This window comes from Pelomonas sp. V22 (genome assembly GCF_030014915.1).
GTDB lineage: Bacteria > Pseudomonadota > Gammaproteobacteria > Burkholderiales > Burkholderiaceae_C > JAUASW01.
Genome location: NZ_JAGIXS010000002.1, coordinates 310,468 through 326,655 on the forward strand (window position 1 = coordinate 310,468; position 16,188 = coordinate 326,655).

At 66.6% G+C, this 16,188-nt stretch carries 15 protein-coding genes and 1 pseudogene; 12 read left to right on the forward strand and 4 right to left on the reverse strand.

The window, feature by feature from the left end:
- Positions 1–4 precede the first annotated feature (4 nt).
- The 3 genes from J7U46_RS10725 to J7U46_RS10735 form a co-directional block, all read right to left on the reverse strand.
- Positions 5–1,354 carry a heterodisulfide reductase-related iron-sulfur binding cluster gene (locus tag J7U46_RS10725; protein ID WP_282825612.1) on the reverse strand — a complete coding sequence of 450 codons (1,350 nt, stop codon included), beginning with the start codon at positions 1,352–1,354 and terminating at the stop codon, positions 5–7.
- A 57-nt stretch (positions 1,355–1,411) separates the two neighbouring features.
- A complete protein-coding gene (locus J7U46_RS10730; protein WP_282826200.1) occupies positions 1,412–1,834 on the reverse strand; it encodes a rubrerythrin family protein in 423 nt (140 codons plus the stop codon).
- 104 nt (positions 1,835–1,938) lie between these two features.
- Positions 1,939–2,808: an alpha/beta hydrolase gene (locus J7U46_RS10735; protein WP_282825614.1), complete on the reverse strand. Its 870-nt coding sequence runs from the start codon at positions 2,806–2,808 to the stop codon at positions 1,939–1,941.
- Positions 2,809–3,022: 214 nt separating this feature from the next.
- Between J7U46_RS10735 and J7U46_RS10740 the strand changes: the two genes are divergently transcribed.
- From J7U46_RS10740 to J7U46_RS10770, 7 genes are all read left to right on the forward strand, one after another.
- Positions 3,023–4,246: an arginine deiminase family protein gene (locus tag J7U46_RS10740; RefSeq protein WP_282825616.1), complete on the forward strand. Its 1,224-nt coding sequence runs from the start codon at positions 3,023–3,025 to the stop codon at positions 4,244–4,246.
- A gap of 200 nt (positions 4,247–4,446) precedes the next feature.
- A complete protein-coding gene (locus tag J7U46_RS10745; RefSeq protein ID WP_282825618.1) occupies positions 4,447–6,057 on the forward strand; it encodes a hypothetical protein in 1,611 nt (536 codons plus the stop codon).
- A gap of 413 nt (positions 6,058–6,470) precedes the next feature.
- On the forward strand, positions 6,471–6,641 hold the full coding sequence (locus tag J7U46_RS10750) for a hypothetical protein (protein ID WP_282825620.1): 171 nt from the start codon (positions 6,471–6,473) through the stop codon (positions 6,639–6,641).
- Between the two features lie 17 nt (positions 6,642–6,658).
- Entirely contained in the window at positions 6,659–7,174 is a 516-nt protein-coding gene (locus J7U46_RS10755) for a hypothetical protein (protein ID WP_282825622.1), read from the forward strand.
- Positions 7,171–7,704, forward strand: coding sequence for a cell division protein FtsI (locus J7U46_RS10760; protein ID WP_282825624.1), 534 nt, complete (start codon positions 7,171–7,173; stop codon positions 7,702–7,704). Before J7U46_RS10755 ends, J7U46_RS10760 begins: the two co-directional genes overlap by 4 nt.
- 20 nt (positions 7,705–7,724) lie before the next feature.
- The gene (locus tag J7U46_RS10765) at positions 7,725–8,438 is read left to right on the forward strand and encodes a flagellar basal body L-ring protein FlgH (RefSeq protein ID WP_282825626.1); all 714 of its coding nucleotides are present in this window, start codon (positions 7,725–7,727) and stop codon (positions 8,436–8,438) included.
- A 138-nt stretch (positions 8,439–8,576) separates the two neighbouring features.
- A complete protein-coding gene (locus tag J7U46_RS10770; RefSeq protein WP_282825627.1) occupies positions 8,577–9,341 on the forward strand; it encodes a cyclic nucleotide-binding domain-containing protein in 765 nt (254 codons plus the stop codon).
- Positions 9,342–9,347: 6 nt separating this feature from the next.
- On the opposite strand, the gene J7U46_RS10775 is transcribed toward J7U46_RS10770, so the two are convergent.
- Positions 9,348–9,857, reverse strand: coding sequence for a hypothetical protein (locus J7U46_RS10775; RefSeq protein ID WP_282825630.1), 510 nt, complete (start codon positions 9,855–9,857; stop codon positions 9,348–9,350).
- Positions 9,858–10,014: 157 nt separating this feature from the next.
- On the opposite strand from J7U46_RS10775, the gene J7U46_RS10780 reads away from it, so the two are divergent.
- From J7U46_RS10780 to J7U46_RS10805, 5 genes and pseudogenes are all read left to right on the forward strand, one after another.
- The gene (locus J7U46_RS10780; RefSeq protein ID WP_282825633.1) at positions 10,015–10,206 is read left to right on the forward strand and encodes a hypothetical protein; all 192 of its coding nucleotides are present in this window, start codon (positions 10,015–10,017) and stop codon (positions 10,204–10,206) included.
- A gap of 26 nt (positions 10,207–10,232) precedes the next feature.
- A complete protein-coding gene (locus J7U46_RS10785; RefSeq protein ID WP_282825635.1) occupies positions 10,233–10,652 on the forward strand; it encodes a globin family protein in 420 nt (139 codons plus the stop codon).
- Positions 10,653–10,710: 58 nt separating this feature from the next.
- Positions 10,711–11,517 (forward strand): response regulator, encoded by an 807-nt coding sequence (locus tag J7U46_RS10790; protein WP_282825637.1) that lies wholly within the window; start codon positions 10,711–10,713, stop codon positions 11,515–11,517.
- Positions 11,518–11,536: 19 nt separating this feature from the next.
- A pseudogene (locus tag J7U46_RS23205) lies at positions 11,537–13,531 on the forward strand (PAS domain S-box protein).
- A gap of 164 nt (positions 13,532–13,695) precedes the next feature.
- Positions 13,696–16,179, forward strand: a complete 2,484-nt coding sequence (locus J7U46_RS10805) for a TonB-dependent receptor (RefSeq protein ID WP_282825640.1) — start codon at positions 13,696–13,698, stop codon at positions 16,177–16,179.
- Positions 16,180–16,188 lie beyond the last annotated feature (9 nt).

Below are 16,188 nucleotides of genomic sequence, written 5' to 3' on the forward strand. Positions count from 1 at the left end.
CGCATCACTCCAATCCATAGGCAAGGCGCACGAGGCTCAGCGGATGCGAAAGACTGCGCGCAGGCGTCCCGGCCGCCGCCATGCCCTGAGCGATGTGGTGGCCGGCCAGCGCGCAGTCGCTCGCGATGTGGTCGGGCTCGTCCTTGGCCATGGCCTTGAAGACCGGCTTGCCTATCTTCATCGCCACCGGGTGGTAGGGCGTCTTCACGCCATAGGTGCCAGCATGGCCGGAGCAGCGCTCGACGGTGTTGAGCTTCACCTCCACCGTCTGGCCGATCAGATTGAACATTTCCTCGGTCTTGCGGCCGATGTTCTGCACCCGGCCATGGCAGGGAACGTGGTAACTGACCTTGCCAAGCGCGGTCCTGAAGTCCGTCTTCAGCAGGCCATCCTTGTGCCGCGCGACCAGGTATTCGAACGGGTCCCACATCGCCTCCTTGACGGCCTGCACCGCCGCCTCGGCCGGGAACATCAAGGGCAGCTCCTGCTTGAACATCAGCGTGCAGCTGGGCACGGCGCTGAGGATGGCGTAGCCCTCGGCCGCATAGCGGGCCAGCACCGGGATATTGGCGTCCTTGTGCTGCTCCACCGTGGCCAGGTCGCCGAGCTCCAGCTTGGGCATGCCGCAGCATTGCTCTTTCTCGACGACGACATAGGGAATGTCGTTGTGCGCCAGCACCTTCAGCAGGTCATGGCCGATGCCGGGTTCGTTGTAGTTGACGTAGCAGGTCGAGAAAATCGCCACCTTGCCCGGCGTGCGCTCGCCGTTGGTCACCACCTGGGCCGTGCTCTTGGCCGCGCCCCAGCGGAAGCGCCAGTTGGCCAGCTCGGGCATCCAGGCCTCGGGATGCACACCCAGCGTTGCGTCGAGCGCCTTGCGCGCCACGCCGGTCTTGTTGACCGCATTGACGATCTGCACAACCACCGGGATGCCGGCGAACTGGCCGTGCACATCGGTTGACGCGAGGAACTGCTCGCCGCGCCCGACCTCACCCTTCTTGAACTTGATCGCCTTGGCCCGCAGCATGGTGTGCGGGAAGTCGAGGTTCCATGGGTGCGGCGGCACATAGGGGCACTTGGTCATGTAGCAGAGGTCGCAGAGGTAGCACTGGTCGACCACCTTCCAGAAGTCCTGCTTGTTGACCGTGTCCAGCTCGCCGCTGGCACTCTCGTCCACCAGGTCGAAGAGCGTGGGGAAGCTCTGGCACAGCGAGACGCAACGCCGGCAGCCGTGGCAGATGTCGAAGACGCGCTCGAGCTCGTGCAGGCACTTGTCTTCGTCGTAGAACTCGGCGCTCTTCCAGTCGAGCGGATGCCGGGTCGGCGCTTCCAGATTTCCCTCGCGATGGCTCATGCTCAAGGCCCCAATGAAGCGCGGCGTCCGAAGACGCCGCCATGGTTGCTTGGATGCTCAGTCCACCAGGGCGTCGAGCGCCTTCTGGTAGCGGTTGGCGTGCGAGCGCTCGGCCTTGGCGAGGGTCTCGAACCAGTCGGCAATCTCGTCGAAGCCCTCGTCGCGCGCCGTCTTGGCCATGCCCGGGTACATGTCGGTGTACTCATGGGTCTCGCCGGCCACGGCGGCCTTGAGGTTGTCGCGCGTGGCGCCGATGGGCAGGCCGGTGGCGGGGTCGCCCACGGCTTCAAGGAATTCCAGGTGGCCATGCGCATGGCCGGTCTCGCCTTCGGCCGTGGAGCGGAACAGCGCCGCCACGTCGTTCTGGCCTTCGATGTCGGCCTTGTTCGCAAAGTAGAGGTAGCGGCGGTTGGCCTGCGATTCGCCGGCAAAGGCGTCCTTCAGGTGCTGCTCGGTCTTAGATCCTTTCAAGCCCATGATCGCTCTCCAATGATTGGTGATTGACTGATTGACTGACTGGGAACCCGGGCTGACGACGCTAACTCAAGGCACCTCGGCGTGCCAATACAAAGCCACTATCCGCTTCATAGCAGGCCGCTATACCAGCGCAGGCCGAGCAGGTGGCGGGCCATGCGGTGCACGCGGCTCTCGGGGTCGCAGAGCTCGTGCACGATGTTGAAGTGGTGGCATCCCGCCACCTCCTCGCAGACTGGCACGGCCCGCGCGCCCCAGGCCTCGCGCAGCACCTCGGCCTGGCGCTTGTACTCCTCGCTCTCTTCGCTGCCGACCAGGGCATAAAGCGGCGATGCTGGCGCCGGGAAGTTCACCGGGCTCAGACGGCGCACCGCCTCGGCATCGAGCCGCAGGTCGCGCTGCAAGAAAGGCGTGCGCATCAGCGGCGCCAGCTCATGCAGGCCCGACAAGGAGAGCGCGCCCTTGACCAGGTCGCGCGGCAGGTCGATGCCCACGGCCTTCCAATCACAGCAGCTCATCATCGCGGCCAGGTGGCCGCCGGCGGAATGGCCGGCCACGACGATCCGGTTCGGATCGCCGCCATGCTCGGCCGCGTGCCGCCAGACCCAGGCCAGCGCCCGCGCCATCTGCAGCGCGATGCGCTCCATGCTGACCGTGGGGCACAGCGCGTAGTTGGGCACGACGACCAGGGCGCCCTCGTCGGCAAACACCGGGGCAACGAAGCTGTGGTCCGATTTGTCGAGCGCCCGCCAGTAGCCGCCGTGGATGAAGACCAGCACCGGCGCGCCAGGCGTTGGCGTGGGGAAGACATCGAGCGTCTCGCCCGGCTCCTCGCCGTAGGCGATGTCGAGCCGGCATTCGGTCTGCGAGCGGGCCAGCGACGAAGCCTCGGCCCAGCGCCGCAGCAGCACGGCCGCCTCGGGCACGCGGGCGCGGTTGTCGTACTGCGCCGTGAGCCAGGCTTCGGTGGGGCGGGCCATCGTCGGGTCTCTCTTTCTTCCTCGCTGGATTGGAGGGCAGTGTCTCAGCGCGCCAGCGGCGGCGCCTCGCCGTAAACCCGTGGGCGCCGCGCCAATCGGGCGTCCCATCTTCAGGCGACCGGATGCCAATGCTTGCGGCTGTTACCGGCCGCCAGCGCGCGCCGGCCGGGCTTTTCCCGTAGTCTTTCGCCGCATTCATTGCTGGGGTAGCGGTATGGACCCGTCGCTGGGCGTGCATTCGGAGCTGGGGCGTCTGCGCCAGGTGCTGGTGTGCAAGCCCGGCATGGCGCAGCGCCGGCAGCGGCCAGGCAGTGATGCCGGCGCGCTGTTCGATGCCCTCCCCCTGGTCGATCAGGCCGCCGAAGAACACGGCCGCTTCTGCGCCGCGCTGCGCCTGCTGGGCGTCGAAGTGCTGGAGCTGCACCACCTGCTCGCTGCCACGCTGGAGCGCCGCATCGCACGCAACTGGCTGCTGGACCGCTGGCTCGATGTCAGTCGCGTCGATGCGGAGCTGGCCCAGCAATTGCGCCCCTGGCTGCAGGACCTGCCCGCCGCCGAACTGGCCGAGCGCCTGATAGGCGGCCTGCTGCGCGCCGAGCTGCCCTTCGAAGCGAGCGAGCCGCAGGGTTTGCAGCTGCGCAGCGCCGATCCGCGCACACCCTTGCTCACCCCGCTGCCGGGCAGCGTGCTGATGCGCGACAGCAGCGTCTGGATCGGCGACGGCGTGGCCCTCTCGCGGCTGCGCGAACCCGAGCGGCGCGACGAGGCCCTGCTGCTCGGTGCCGTCTACCACTTCCACCCCCGCTTCGTCGGTTGCAACACAGGCTGGTGGGGCGAAGGCGAGCAGGACCATGGCCCCGCCCTGCTGGCCGGCGGCGACGTGATGCCCCTCAGCAAGGGCCTGGTGCTGCTCGGCCTCGGCCAACACAGCTCGGTGCAGGCGGTGAGCCAGCTGGCCCGCAACCTCTTGAAGCGTGGCGGTGCCGACCGCGTGCTGGTGGCCCAGCTGCCCGCGCAGCCTGCGGGCTGCCATCTGGACCGCCTCTTGAGCTTCTGCGACCGCGACCTGGTGGTCGTCGGCGGCAGCGCGCTCAATGCGTCGCAGACCTTTAGCCTGCGCCGGGGTGCGCGCGACGACCAGCTCGACGTGCGCCCCGAGCCGCACCCGCTCTTGCAGGTGCTGGCCGAGGCGCTGTCGCTCAAGCAGCTGCGCGTCGTGGTCAGCGGTGGTGATCCTGGCGGCCCTTGGGAAGACGGCGGCCAGCTGCTCGCCACCGCACCCGGCCAGGTGCTGGCCTGGCAGCGCAATGTCCACACCAACGCCCAACTGCGCGAGGCCGGCGTCGAAGTGATCGAGCTGCCTGGCGGCAGCCTGGGGCGGGCTGGCAGCCATGCCTATGCCTGTCCGATCAGCCGCGAGGCCCTCTCGGTGCCCTGACGAACATCGGCATCGATTCGTCTGGCGTTGCAGCCAGCACCTGACCTGCAAGCTCAGAGGTTTCTTGAATCGGATGCACTGCAGAGATCTAATTCCAACAATGCCATTTCAACTCACTGAATCCACTGCAAACGAAGAACACCAAGACAACCGGCACATAAGCAATTATTTTGTTTCTTAAACCTATACAAAGAGCCATTGTGAAAAAATATCAGCTCTACCTTTTAATTTCCACACTCTCGCTGGGAATAAATTCATCCATTGCACAGCAATTGCAGCCAGACCTGCAGCTCAAAGAGGTTCGCATTCCAGGCATCGATATCAAATACCCGGACCCGAAGTTTGAGCAAAGTGATGCCTTGAAGAAAATGTGCATGCCGGATTCGAAGTTTTCGCCCATTCGAGACAAATCAGGCCACGATTATCAAAAACATGCCGAATGGGGCCAACTCATGGGAGAAGGCTATCAAACTGCGCTCCAGTCCTACAATTGGGCGAGACTATTTTATATCAATGCACAAATCCAACGCCATCTCCCTAGAGCAGGAACCAATCCATATAACAAGCCAACGCAAATGGGGCACGACGCAAGAGTTGCGGCGGCGAATGCCGGCGCACAAGGCAGGCGCCTTCTTGAATCTGCCGGACAGCCGGAGCCTGCAGCTCCGCAACAAGCCGACTTGGATTACAACTTTGCCGCGCTGAGCGCCGCAGAGACGGAAATCGCAATTGCTCAATACTCCTATCACATCAAACAGGCTGAGATCCGCACAAAAATACTCTCAGATTTCTCAACTTCGGAGCGACCACCGCTGGAAAAGCTAGATTTACTGATCCAGTTTGACACTTTCAGCAAGGACATTTCAACTTGCTTCAGCTTCAATGAGAGAAAATTTGGAACACATGCACTGAGGAGTTTTGTACAGCTGGATTCACTTGGCGGCCGCCACCCGAATGTCGACGAGAAGCCCCCGGTCGCTCAAAAAAAGGACCAACTGAAGCAAGCTCAGGCCAGAGAGCAAGAAATCTACGTTTCGCAATCTCAGATGGCCATTGATGCAATCAAGCCAAGCCTGCTCCAGCAAATCAATTCTGCGGGCAATCAGCAAAGTCTGATTGAAATCCTTCCTCACGTGTTTGGCGATACCAGGACCGCACTAAGGGCGGGGATGGATCCGGAAATCAAGCAAGCGCTATCGAAGCGACGCGCAGCTTTAGAAGCCGAGCGTATCAATGTTGGCCATGCTGAAGAAGAGCGACGAGCGTCAGCGAATCAGGCACGAATCACAGCAGCCTTCAATAACAATGGATCGCCAATCCTGGCAGATTTGCAATCTGCCATACTAAAAGCCAGCATGGAGTTGTCGTCAGCGAAACAGAAGTTACCCAGTGAACGGACTTCGCCGAATAGCTACAAAATTACCGGCTTCAACAGGGTCGGCAGCGTAGCAACGCGGGAAATTTCCATAGATATTGGCGACTTTTCGTGCAAGCCGCTCAATGGCGGACAATTTTGCAACTATTCAGAGCGTGTGGATTACAGGTTGTACATCACTAATCTTTTGAGCAAGTACCCAACCCGTGGGGCCCTCTCTGAGGGTTTACGCGAGAACCGAAGTGGTATTTTCAATTGGACGCCGGAGGGGCTGGTGGCGGCCAGAGGCAACGCTGGCCCCGCAATTGGCTTCCTGAATATTGTTGTTGAGACATACAAGGTCGAGTACGAGGACAGAAATCGCCCCAACAGAGGTACTTTCACTAGGTTGGAGGACCGGTTGGTAAACAGGGTGGAGGCAGCGCAACTGCCTTGAGTTCATTGCCCTGATTTAGGGCTCTGCCGACCCCTCGCTGCCGGACCGGCTGAACCGTCGGGGCCAGATGTTGCCTGGCCACCGCCAAATGTCCCGCGCCCCGCGTCGAGTCGGGCTCAATGCCTGGCAGATGTTGGCTCACCGAGTAGCGGATGCCCACGCGAACGTCCGAGGCGTCCCCACTACCTTGCGCCGAGTTGTTGACGGAAGCGGGCCGGCGTTTGCCAATTCGCTGCAGGGTGTCGTGGGTCGGTGACGTCGACCCACGGCCGCTCACCACCATTGCCGCCGGGCTGATTGAGTGACATCCATCACCCAGGCACCGAAGTCCCGAGCCTGAGGCGCCGTACTCGGCGCTTCTTGAAAACATGAGCTGGCAACAATTTCTGTACTGACACAGAAAGGCCATTGCCATGCACGTCAACCTGCCGCTCAACAAGGTCGAACCCACGACGGCCAAGCCTGCACCAACCGCTGCAAACGCCGCCAACGCCGGCAACGCCGGCAAGGCGCAGCCCGGCAGCTTCAGCGAACTGCTGAAGAACGCCCAGGCTGCGGCACCGGCGCCAGCGGCACCGCTCTGAGCCGGACGGAGCCGCCGATGAGCCCCCTTCTGCCCACGAGCGCCGGCAGCAGCGGCGATGCGCTCGGTGCGCGCGCCGTCGCGCCGCGCACCGATGAAAGCACCGCCCGCAAAGCGGCTGCCGCCGAGCCTGGCGTTGCGCCGGCCGCAGTGGCTTCAGCCGCTTCTGCCGGCGTGCAGACCAGCTTCAGCGCCGAGAGCCTGCGCGCCCTGGAAGACTCGGCCCTGGCCATCGCCGGCGAGGTGAAGGGCCTGGTCACTGGCGTGGGCCAGGCCGGCGCTGATTTGATAGGCGGTGCGGCCGATGCCATCGATGCGGTCGGGGAAAGCGCGATTCACCTGGTCAACACCGGCGCAGACAACCTGGTCAAGGGCATCAGCTCGGTGCGAAGCAGCGTCGGCGAGGTGGCCGATGCCGTGGAAGGCGCGGTGACCGACGCGGCCGGCCGTGCCGGCGACGCGGTGGAGTCCGCCGTCGGCTATGCGGCCCTGGCCGCGCTGGCCGGTGGCGCCCTGATCGACGTGCTGGCATGAGGGCGGCGCTCGCTGGCCTTGCCGCACTCGGCCTGTTGTCCGCCTGCTCGGTGATGGCGCCGCTGCAGGCCTGGGGACTCGTGAAGGCGGCTGATGTCGCTGGCACCACGGCCATCGCCTACGCACCGGGCAAGGCCATCAACACGGTGCACCACGGCGAGCCGGTGATGCAGAGCCTGTGCATCGAATACAACCGCGCGACCCAGCTCGAAGACCTGGTGCCCGCACTGCAACTCGAGCTGCGCGAGCAAGGCGTCAGTAGCCGCGTGTACGAACCGGGTTCCGGCCAGCAGGAATGCCGCTACTGGCTGCGCTATGCCGCCACCATCGAATGGGGCCAGCCACCGCTGGCAGACGGCTACCGCGCCTACCTCAGCTCCGCGGCATTGAGCCTGCACAACGCCAATGGCAACCTGATGGCCAGCAGCGCCTATGCCGTGGACAGCGACTACGGCAGCAGCAAATGGTCGACCACGCGGCGCAAGCTGGCGCCCGTGGTCAAGGCCGTCATTACCGGCTTCAGCAGCTGAGCCGGCCAGGGAGACACACCATGAGCAAGACCTGCCCCTCATCCCTTCCCGCGCTTCCCGCCCTTCCACTCCTGCTTGCGCCGCTGTTGCTGCTCGGCGCCTGCTCCACCCCGCCGCTGGTGCAAGGCCCGATGCTGGCCGCACCGGTCAAGGCACCGCTGTACCTGGAGCGGCCCAACAACGGCGCGATCTACCAGGCTCACATGCCAGCCAATTCGCTGTTCTCCAGCGAGCGGCGGCCGCAGGCCATTGGCGACACCCTGAAGGTCGACATCGCTGAAAGCCTGCAGGCCAGCCAGCGCAGCAGCAGCGACACGAGCCGTGAGAACAAGCTCGCGGTCAAGGGCCCCGGCCCCGGCCGCAAGAAGGGCGGCGTGATCGAGACCATCCTCAATGCCGATGCCACGGCCTCGGGCAGCGACTCCTTCAAGGGATCGGGCAACACCGAGGCCTCGAGCAGCTTCAGTACCCAACTGGCCGTGACCGTGATCAATGTGCTGCCCAACGGCCACCTGGTCGTGGCTGGCGAGCGCAGCACGGGGCTGAACGGCGGCCGCAGCACGCTGCGCTTCTCGGGCACGCTGGACCCGCGCGACATCCGCCCCGGCAACATCGTCAGCTCCAAGGACGTGGTCAACGCCAGCCTGGAGAACGTCGGCCAGGGCGACGTGTCGGAAGCCGCCTCGCGCACCTGGCTGCAGCGTGTCTTGACGCGCAGCCTGTCCATCTGGTGATGCGGCTCAGAGAACGCTGCTGCGGTCAAGCCGCTTAGGGCGCCCTCGCCCCCCGCTACTTCGGCGACCGCTGCGGCCGCGCATCCCCTAAAAGCTCGTCAGCCCAAAAGTGGCCCGAGCGCCACCGAGATTCCATTGATGAAACCCCGCAGTTCCCACGGCGGCCCCGAGCTGCCGCCCGAACCCACCCAAGCCTGGATGACCGATGCCCGGGTCAAGACCTACCGCCGTGGCGAAACCATCATCCAGGCCGGCAGCGAGCTCGGCGAATGGGTGGCGATCAGCAGCGGCGCCGCCTGCCTGATGGCCAAGGTGGCCGGCAACTCCAGCGTGGCCGTGGCGGCCCTGTGGCTCGGAGACGTGATCGGCTGGAACTCGCCGCTGGGCAAGCTGGCGGCACGCTACGAGGTCAACGCCCTCGTCGACGTGGTGACCATCAGCATTCCGCGCACCCAGCTGAGCCAGTCGCCCGATTCGCATGAGCGCGGCGACACCGCCCTGCTGCATGCCGCCACCGAGGCGCGACTGCAGGACCAGATCACGATGCGCCTGGCCGGCAACGGCTTCCAGCGCCTGGTCAGCGTGCTGGCCACGCTCGCTTCGGCCCTGGCGCCGCCGCTGGCCGAAACCACGCCGCGCAGCCGACTGCCGCTGCCGGTGGCGCAGGCCTTCGTCGGCCAGCTCTCGGGCCTGTCACGGCGACAGACCTGGATCTACCTCGGCCAGCTGACCGAGGCCGGCTGGGTCTCGACAGCCCGGACCAAGGTGGTGCTGGAAGGCCTGGCAGCCTGGCTCGCGCTGATGTCCGAGGTGGAGCGCGAAGGCCTGGCCTGCATCGCCACCGTGGAGTTGTGCAGCGAAACGCTGATGCGCCTGGGCGAGGCTGGCGCCGCTGCTTGGTAGTCGGCCCTACTCGTCGTGCTTGGACCAGAGCGAGGCCGTGGCCGTGCGCGGCGCGCTCTTGCGGGTGCGCAGCACCGCCTCGAAGCCCTGCTGGCCGCCGTTCCAGGCGGCGGTGATCAGGCCTGAGAGGTCTTCCACCGACAGCTGGCTCAGGTCGCTGCGGAACATCTTGATCGCCGGCACTAGGTTGCCGCGTGGCACGCTGGGATGGGTGACCAGCACCGCCTGCACGGCGCTGTAGGCATCGGGGCTTTGCTGGCAGATCTCGCGGATGCGCCGCAGCGACTCGCGCGGGTCGGCCTGGCGCTCGGGCGAAAGCCAGGGCAGCTCCAGCGCCGCCTGCTCGCGCTCGCTGCGGGCCAGCTTGCAGGCCACGAGCAGGTATTCGCAGTCCTGCGCCTGCACGGCCCGCTCCTCGAGCTCGGCCTCGCTCAGGTCGCCGGCATAGCGGGCCTCGACGATCTCGCGCAGTTGCCGGCGCAGGTCCTGCAAACGGTTCTGGAGTTCGGTGCTCATCACGGCCCCTTCCTGATACAGCCAAGGCCCCAAGGACCAACGCATCTTGGGCCCAAGCGGCGGCCGCCGCAACAACTGAAACGCAGGGCCTGTGGGCGCGACACCGCATTGATACAGGCCGGGCCGACAGTGCGGACATCGACAACCGGAGTCCGCCATGAAGTTTGTGACCCTGCCCCGCGCCACTGAACCCGCCCCCTTGCTGCCGCCCGATTTCCGCAGCGAAGCCTTTGCCGAAGACCTGCTGGAGCCGCCCCGCGCCGCCCCGCGCGGCTGGAGCCTCGTGCTGCTGCCGCTCGGCCTCGCCGTGCTGGGCGGTGCCCTGCCGCTGATGCAAGGCCCCGTCTGATCCCCCCACACCTCCCGGAGAACCGCATGACCCCGAACCAGATCACCCTCATCCGCCACAGCTTCGCCCTGGTCGAGCCCATCGCCCCGCAGGCTGCGGCCCTGTTCTACAGCCACTTGTTCGCCGCCGACCCCACGCTGCGACCTATGTTCATGGGCGACATGCAGATGCAGGGGCAGCGCCTGATGCAGATGATCGCCGCTGCCGTGTCGTTGCTGGAGCATCCCGGCCAGCTGATGCCGGTGCTGCAGAAGATGGGCCAGCGCCACGCCGGCTACGGCGTGCGCGACGAGCACTACGGCACCGTCGGCGCCGCCTTGCTGCGCACGCTGGCCGATGGCCTCGGCGAGCGCTTCACGCCCGAAGTGCGCGAGGCCTGGGTGGCGATGTACGGCGTGATCAGCCGCACGATGATGGACTCAGCCGCCGAGGCCATGCCGGCCTGAAACATTTGAAACCTGGCCTGAAACCGCGCCGATACAAGGGGCCGCGATGCTGATTTCCATGACAAGCATCGCGCACCACCCTGGCTATCATCCGCCCGACTCACAAGCCTTCAGCGATGCCGAGATGACGAGCCCGCAAACCCAGGTGATGGTGGTGGACGACGAGCCCGAGCTGCGCACGCTGCTGGGCGAGTATTTCCAGCGCCATGGCCTGCAGGTCTTGATGGCGGCCGATGCGGCCGAGGCGCGCGAGCTGCTGCAGCGGCACAACCCTGGCCTCCTGGTGCTGGACGTGAACATGCCGGGCGAGAACGGCCTCTCGCTGGCGCGCTGGCTGCGCGAGACGCGGCCCCAGGTCGGCATCGTCATGCTGACCACGGCCAGCGATCCGGTGGACCGCATCGTCGGCCTCGAACTGGGCGCCGACGACTACCTGCCCAAGCCCTTCGAGCTGCGCGAGCTGCTGGCCCGGGTGCGCGCCGTGACGCGCCGCCTGGCCGAGCGCGCCAGCGCCGTGTCTCAAGCAGCGCCGCCGGCCATGCCGCCGGCCGACAGCCAGCGCGTGGCCTTCGGTGCCTGCCGGCTTGACCTGGAGCAGCGCCGGCTGTTCGATGGCGCGGGCGGCGAGATCGAGATCACGGCGGCCGAGTTCGACCTGCTCGCCCTGTTTGCCCGCCACCCGAACCGGCCGCTGAACCGCGACCAGATCATGGAGCAGGCGCACAACCGCGGCTGGGACGTGTTCGACCGCTCCATCGACCTGCGCATCATGCGGCTGCGCCGCAAGATCGAGCGCAACCCCGACAAGCCCGAGCTGATCAAGACGGTGCGCAACGTCGGCTATGTCTTCGTCCCCGGCGCCTGAATCCGGCATTCAATTCGCCATGCAAGCCGCCCTGCCCCTGCGCCTGCCCACCCTGCCCGGTTGCGGCAACCTGGCCGCGCTCGGCGAGGTCGGCCTGCCGCTGCTGACGGCCCTGCTCGACCAGGTGCCGGCCCGCGTCGTCGCGCTGGATCAGGAGGAGCGGCTCTGCTATGCCAACGACGAGTTCTTCCGCTTCACTGGCCTCGCGCCCGCGCAGGTCCTCGGCCAGCCGATCTCGCGCATCATCGGGCTGCCCGCCTACGAGGCCTACCAGCCCTTGAAGGAGCGTCTGCGGCGCGGTGAGGCTGCCAGCTGGGAGGGCTGGATCGAGCTCGCCGCGCGGGGCCGGCGCTACATGCGCGAGCACCTGCTGCCCACCGGGCCGCGCGAGGACCCGCTGCGTTCGCTGATCATCATCAGCCTGGACTGGACGGCGCTGCAGCAGCGCGAGGCCGAGCTGTCCAGCAAGATCGAGGAGCTGGAGACCACGCAGGCGCTGAAGGCCTCCATCGTCGACCACGCGCTAGCCGCCCTCGTGTCGACCGACGAGCGCGGCCTGGTGGTCGAGTTCAATCCGGCCGCCGAGTCCATGTTCGGCATGAGCCGCGAGGCCGCGCTGGGCCGTTCAGTGGCCGAGCTGATCATTCCCTAGCGCTACCGGCGCGCCCACGACGAGGGCATGAGCCGCATCGCCGGCGGCGGCGCGGCCCGCGTGATCGGCCGGCGCGTCGAGATGTCGGCCTTGCGCATCGACGGCAGCGAGTTCCCCATCGAGATGGTGCTGTGGCGCACCTCGGTCGGCGGGCGCGCCTACTTCACCGCCTCCATCGCCGACCTGACCGAACGCCACAACGCCCAGGCCGAGATCGAGCGCCAGCGCGAGGCCCTGCGCCAGAGCGAGAAGCTGACCGCCATGGGCAGCCTGCTGGCCGGCGTGGCCCATGAGTTGAACAACCCGCTGGCCATCGTGATGGGCCGGGCCGCCCTGCTCGAAGAAAAGCTGCAAGGCCATGCGCTGGCCACCGACGCGCTGCGCATCCACGAGGCCGCCGAGCGCTGCGGCCGCATCGTGCGCACCTTCCTCAACATGGCGCGGCAAAAGCCCACCGAGCGCAGCACGGTCGGCATCAACGAGCTGGTGCGCGCGGCCGTGGAGCTGCTGCACTACGGCCTGCGCAGCCACGGCATCGAGCTGCGCCTGGCCCTCGCGCCCGAGCTGCCCCAGGTCCATGCCGACCCCGACCAGATCGGCCAGTTGGTGCTGAACCTGCTGGTCAATGCGCAGCAGGCCATGGTGGGCTGCGAGGGCGCGCGGACCCTGAGCATCAGCAGCGGCCTGGAAGAGCGCCGCAGCGACCGCGCGCCGCGCATCTGGCTGCGCGTGGCCGACAGCGGCCGGGGCGTGCCGCCCGGGCTGCAGGAACAGATCTTCGCCCCCTTCTTCACCACCAAGGCCGATGGCGTGGGCACGGGCATGGGCCTCTCGGTCTCGCGCTCGATTGCCCGCGAGCATGGCGGCAGCCTGGTGCTGGAAGCCAGCAGCGAACAGGGCGCCAGCTTCCGCCTGAGCCTGCCGGTCAGCGGCCGCGCCGAGACCGTGACGGCACCCGCGCCGCTGGACGCGCTGGACCAGGGCAGCGAGGCCCGCGTGCTGGTGGTGGACGACGAGCAGGAGATCGCCGACCTGATGCGCGCCTTCCTGGAGGGCGCCGGCTACGAGGTGGCCACGGCCGAGTCCGGCGCCGTGGCGCTGGCGCTTCTGCAGGAGGCCCAGTTCGACCTGATCGTCTCCGACCTGCGCATGCCCGACATGGATGGCGCCGCCCTGTGGCGCGCCGTCGGCGAGCTCTCGCCGGGCCTCGCCCGCCGCATGGTCTTCGTCACCGGCGACACCCTCTCGGCCGCCGCACGCGGATTTCTCGACAAGACCCGCTGCCTGAGCCTCGACAAGCCCTTCACCAGGCCCGAGCTGCTGGCGGCCGTCCGCAAGCTGCTGGACGGCGAAGACGCTTGATGCCGGCGGCCCGTCCGCCGCACGCAACACCCTGGTAGCAACCCTCTGGCGGCGCGATATGCGCACGCTAGGCTCGCTGCGCGCACAACAACAGCTCCATCAGAGCTGTCCTTCAATATCCAGCGCGCCTGCCGCAAGGGCAAACAACCCAGAGGGACAAGACCATGACTGCATCCAATTCCGTCTTCCGAATTCGTCCGCAATTCAAGCCCCATTGGCTGGCCCTGGCCGCCGCGCTGGCCAGCAGCGGGGCCCTGGCCCAGAACGCCAAACCGGCCGAGGCCAAGAGCCTGGAACTGGTCACGGTGACCGGCAGCCGCGCCTCCATCCGCAGCGTGGCGGACAGCGCCTCGCCGGTGGACGTGATCGACGCCGCCACCATCGCCTCCAGCGGCGCCGTGGAACTGGGCCGCTTGCTACAGGAGCTGGCGCCCTCATTCAACTTCCCGCAGAGCTTCGTCTCCGACGGCACCGACCTGATCTGGCCGGCCTCGCTGCGCGGCATGGGCCCCGACCAGGTGCTGGTGCTGGTCAACGGCAAGCGCCGCCACCAGCAGGCCCTCGTCAACGTGCAGCAGAGCATCGGCCGCGGCTCGGCCGGCACCGACATCAACACCATCCCGGTCTCGGCCATCGAGCGCATCGAGGTGCTGCGCGACGGTGCCTCCGCCCAGTACGGCTCGGACGCCATCTCCGGCGTCATCAACATCATCCTCAAGCGCAAGAACGACGGCGGCACGGTCACCGGCGAGTACAGCCAGACCAGCAAGGGCGACGGCGACACCTGGAAGTTCGGCGCCAACACCGGCTTCGCGCTCGGCAACGGCTTCCTCAACCTCAGCGCCGAATATGTGGACCGGGGCGAGACCAACCGCGCCGGCCTCGACTCGCTGCGTGTCTCGCCGCCCCGGGTGACGCAGCGCATCGGCGATGCCGCCACCAAGAGCAAGCTGCTTTGGGCCAATGGCGAGATCCCGGTCGGCGAGTCCGAGCTCTACTTCTTCGGCGGCTACTCGAGCCGCGAGGGCAATTCCTCGGGCTTCTTCCGCCCCAGCGGCGACGGCCGCACCATCCCCGCGCTGTACCCGAACGGCTTCCTGCCGACGCTCCTGACCACCAGCGACGACTGGTCGATGGCCCTCGGCCTGCGCGGGCAGATCGACAAGACCTGGAGCTACGACGCCAGCATCAACCGCGGCCACAACCAGTTCGAGTTCGCCTCCAGCAACACGGCGAACGTCTCCTGGTACTACGAGCCCAAGCCGGGCGGTGGCATCTATGCCGACACGCCCACCTCGGCCAAGGACGGCACGCTGCGCTTCAACCAGACCACGGCCAACTTCGATGTGAAGGGCCAGCTCGACTGGGGCATTGGCAAGGAGCCGCTGTATGTGGCGACCGGTGCCGAATGGCGCTCCGATGGCTTCGAGATCCAGGCCGGCGATCCGGTCTCCTACGCCTATGGCCGCAAGAACGAGGGCGCCATCTTCATCGCCAACCAGACCGGTGGCGCGGCGGCCGCCGGCATCCAGGGCTTCCCGGGCTTCACGCCGGCCACGGCGGTGGACAAAAGCCGCCGCAGCGTGGGCGTCTATGCCGATGCCGAGTCTTCGGTCACCGACCAGTTGCTGCTCGGCGCAGCACTGCGTTTCGAGGACTACTCGGATTTCGGCAAGAACACGACCGGCAAGCTGTCCATGCGCTTCAGGGCCAGCGAGGGACTCTCGTTCCGGGGCTCGGTCAACACGGGCTTCCGCGCGCCGGGCATCCAGCAGCAGTACTTCAGCCAGGTCTCGACGACGCTGGGCGCGCAGGGCCAGCTGACCGACACCGTCACCGCGCGCCAGGGCAGCGCGCTGGCCACGGCCTTCGGCATCAAGCCGCTGCAGGAAGAGCGCTCCAAGAGCGCCACGCTGGGCCTGACCCTGCAGCCGGCGCCGGGCGTCTCGCTGACGGCGGACTTCTACAACATCCGCGTCAAGGACCGCATCGTCTTCTCCAGCGAGATCGGCCCCGAGGCCAACTCGGCCGCTTGCACCGATGCCAAGGTCTGCCCGGTGCGCGTGATCCTGCGCAACCTGAACCTGGGTGCGGCCACGCTGTTCACCAATGCGATCGACACCAAGACCGTGGGCGCCGATTTCGTCGGCCAGTACACGATGAAGCTTGCCGGCAGCGACACGCTGACGCTCGATGCTTCCTACAGCTACAACAAGACCACGATCACGGCCATCCATTCGCAGAGCTCGGTGCTGTCCAGCGACGTGCTGTTCGACCAGACCCAGCGCACGCTCTTGCAGGAAGCCCTGCCCCACCATCGCGGCAGCCTCGGCGGCACCTGGAAGAGTGGCGACTGGCGCGTCAACCTGAACAACAGCTACTACGGCCAGGTCAGTGGCCAGGGCTTCACCGGCGTCAAGCAGACCTGGAGCGGCAAGTGGCTGACCGACCTGTCGCTCAACTGGAAGATCAACAAGCAGTTCGACGTGAGCGTCGGCGGCCAGAACATCTTCAATGTGCATCCGGACAAGTGGAACGACGCGGCCGGCTTCCCGCTCAATGCGCTCGGCTTCACCTATGGCTGGGAGACCGTGCCCTTCGGCATCAACGGGGCGCGCTACTTCGTGCGCGGCAAGTACTCGTTCTGAGCCGGCGCG

Excerpts from the sequence above, each read along its gene's own strand:
- J7U46_RS10725 (WP_282825612.1), bottom strand. The coding sequence starts at position 1,354 with ATGAGCCATCGCGAGGGAAATCTGGAAGCGCCGACCCGGCATCCGCTC.
- J7U46_RS10735 (WP_282825614.1), bottom strand. The coding sequence starts at position 2,808 with ATGGCCCGCCCCACCGAAGCCTGGCTCACGGCGCAGTACGACAACCGC.
- J7U46_RS10740 (WP_282825616.1), top strand. The coding sequence starts at position 3,023 with ATGGACCCGTCGCTGGGCGTGCATTCGGAGCTGGGGCGTCTGCGCCAG.
- J7U46_RS10750 (WP_282825620.1), top strand. The coding sequence starts at position 6,471 with ATGCACGTCAACCTGCCGCTCAACAAGGTCGAACCCACGACGGCCAAG.
- J7U46_RS10755 (WP_282825622.1), top strand. The coding sequence starts at position 6,659 with ATGAGCCCCCTTCTGCCCACGAGCGCCGGCAGCAGCGGCGATGCGCTC.
- J7U46_RS10760 (WP_282825624.1), top strand. The coding sequence starts at position 7,171 with ATGAGGGCGGCGCTCGCTGGCCTTGCCGCACTCGGCCTGTTGTCCGCC.
- J7U46_RS10765 (WP_282825626.1), top strand. The coding sequence starts at position 7,725 with ATGAGCAAGACCTGCCCCTCATCCCTTCCCGCGCTTCCCGCCCTTCCA.
- J7U46_RS10770 (WP_282825627.1), top strand. The coding sequence starts at position 8,577 with ATGAAACCCCGCAGTTCCCACGGCGGCCCCGAGCTGCCGCCCGAACCC.
- J7U46_RS10775 (WP_282825630.1), bottom strand. The coding sequence starts at position 9,857 with ATGAGCACCGAACTCCAGAACCGTTTGCAGGACCTGCGCCGGCAACTG.
- J7U46_RS10780 (WP_282825633.1), top strand. The coding sequence starts at position 10,015 with ATGAAGTTTGTGACCCTGCCCCGCGCCACTGAACCCGCCCCCTTGCTG.
- J7U46_RS10785 (WP_282825635.1), top strand. The coding sequence starts at position 10,233 with ATGACCCCGAACCAGATCACCCTCATCCGCCACAGCTTCGCCCTGGTC.
- J7U46_RS10790 (WP_282825637.1), top strand. The coding sequence starts at position 10,711 with ATGACAAGCATCGCGCACCACCCTGGCTATCATCCGCCCGACTCACAA.
- J7U46_RS10805 (WP_282825640.1), top strand. The coding sequence starts at position 13,696 with ATGACTGCATCCAATTCCGTCTTCCGAATTCGTCCGCAATTCAAGCCC.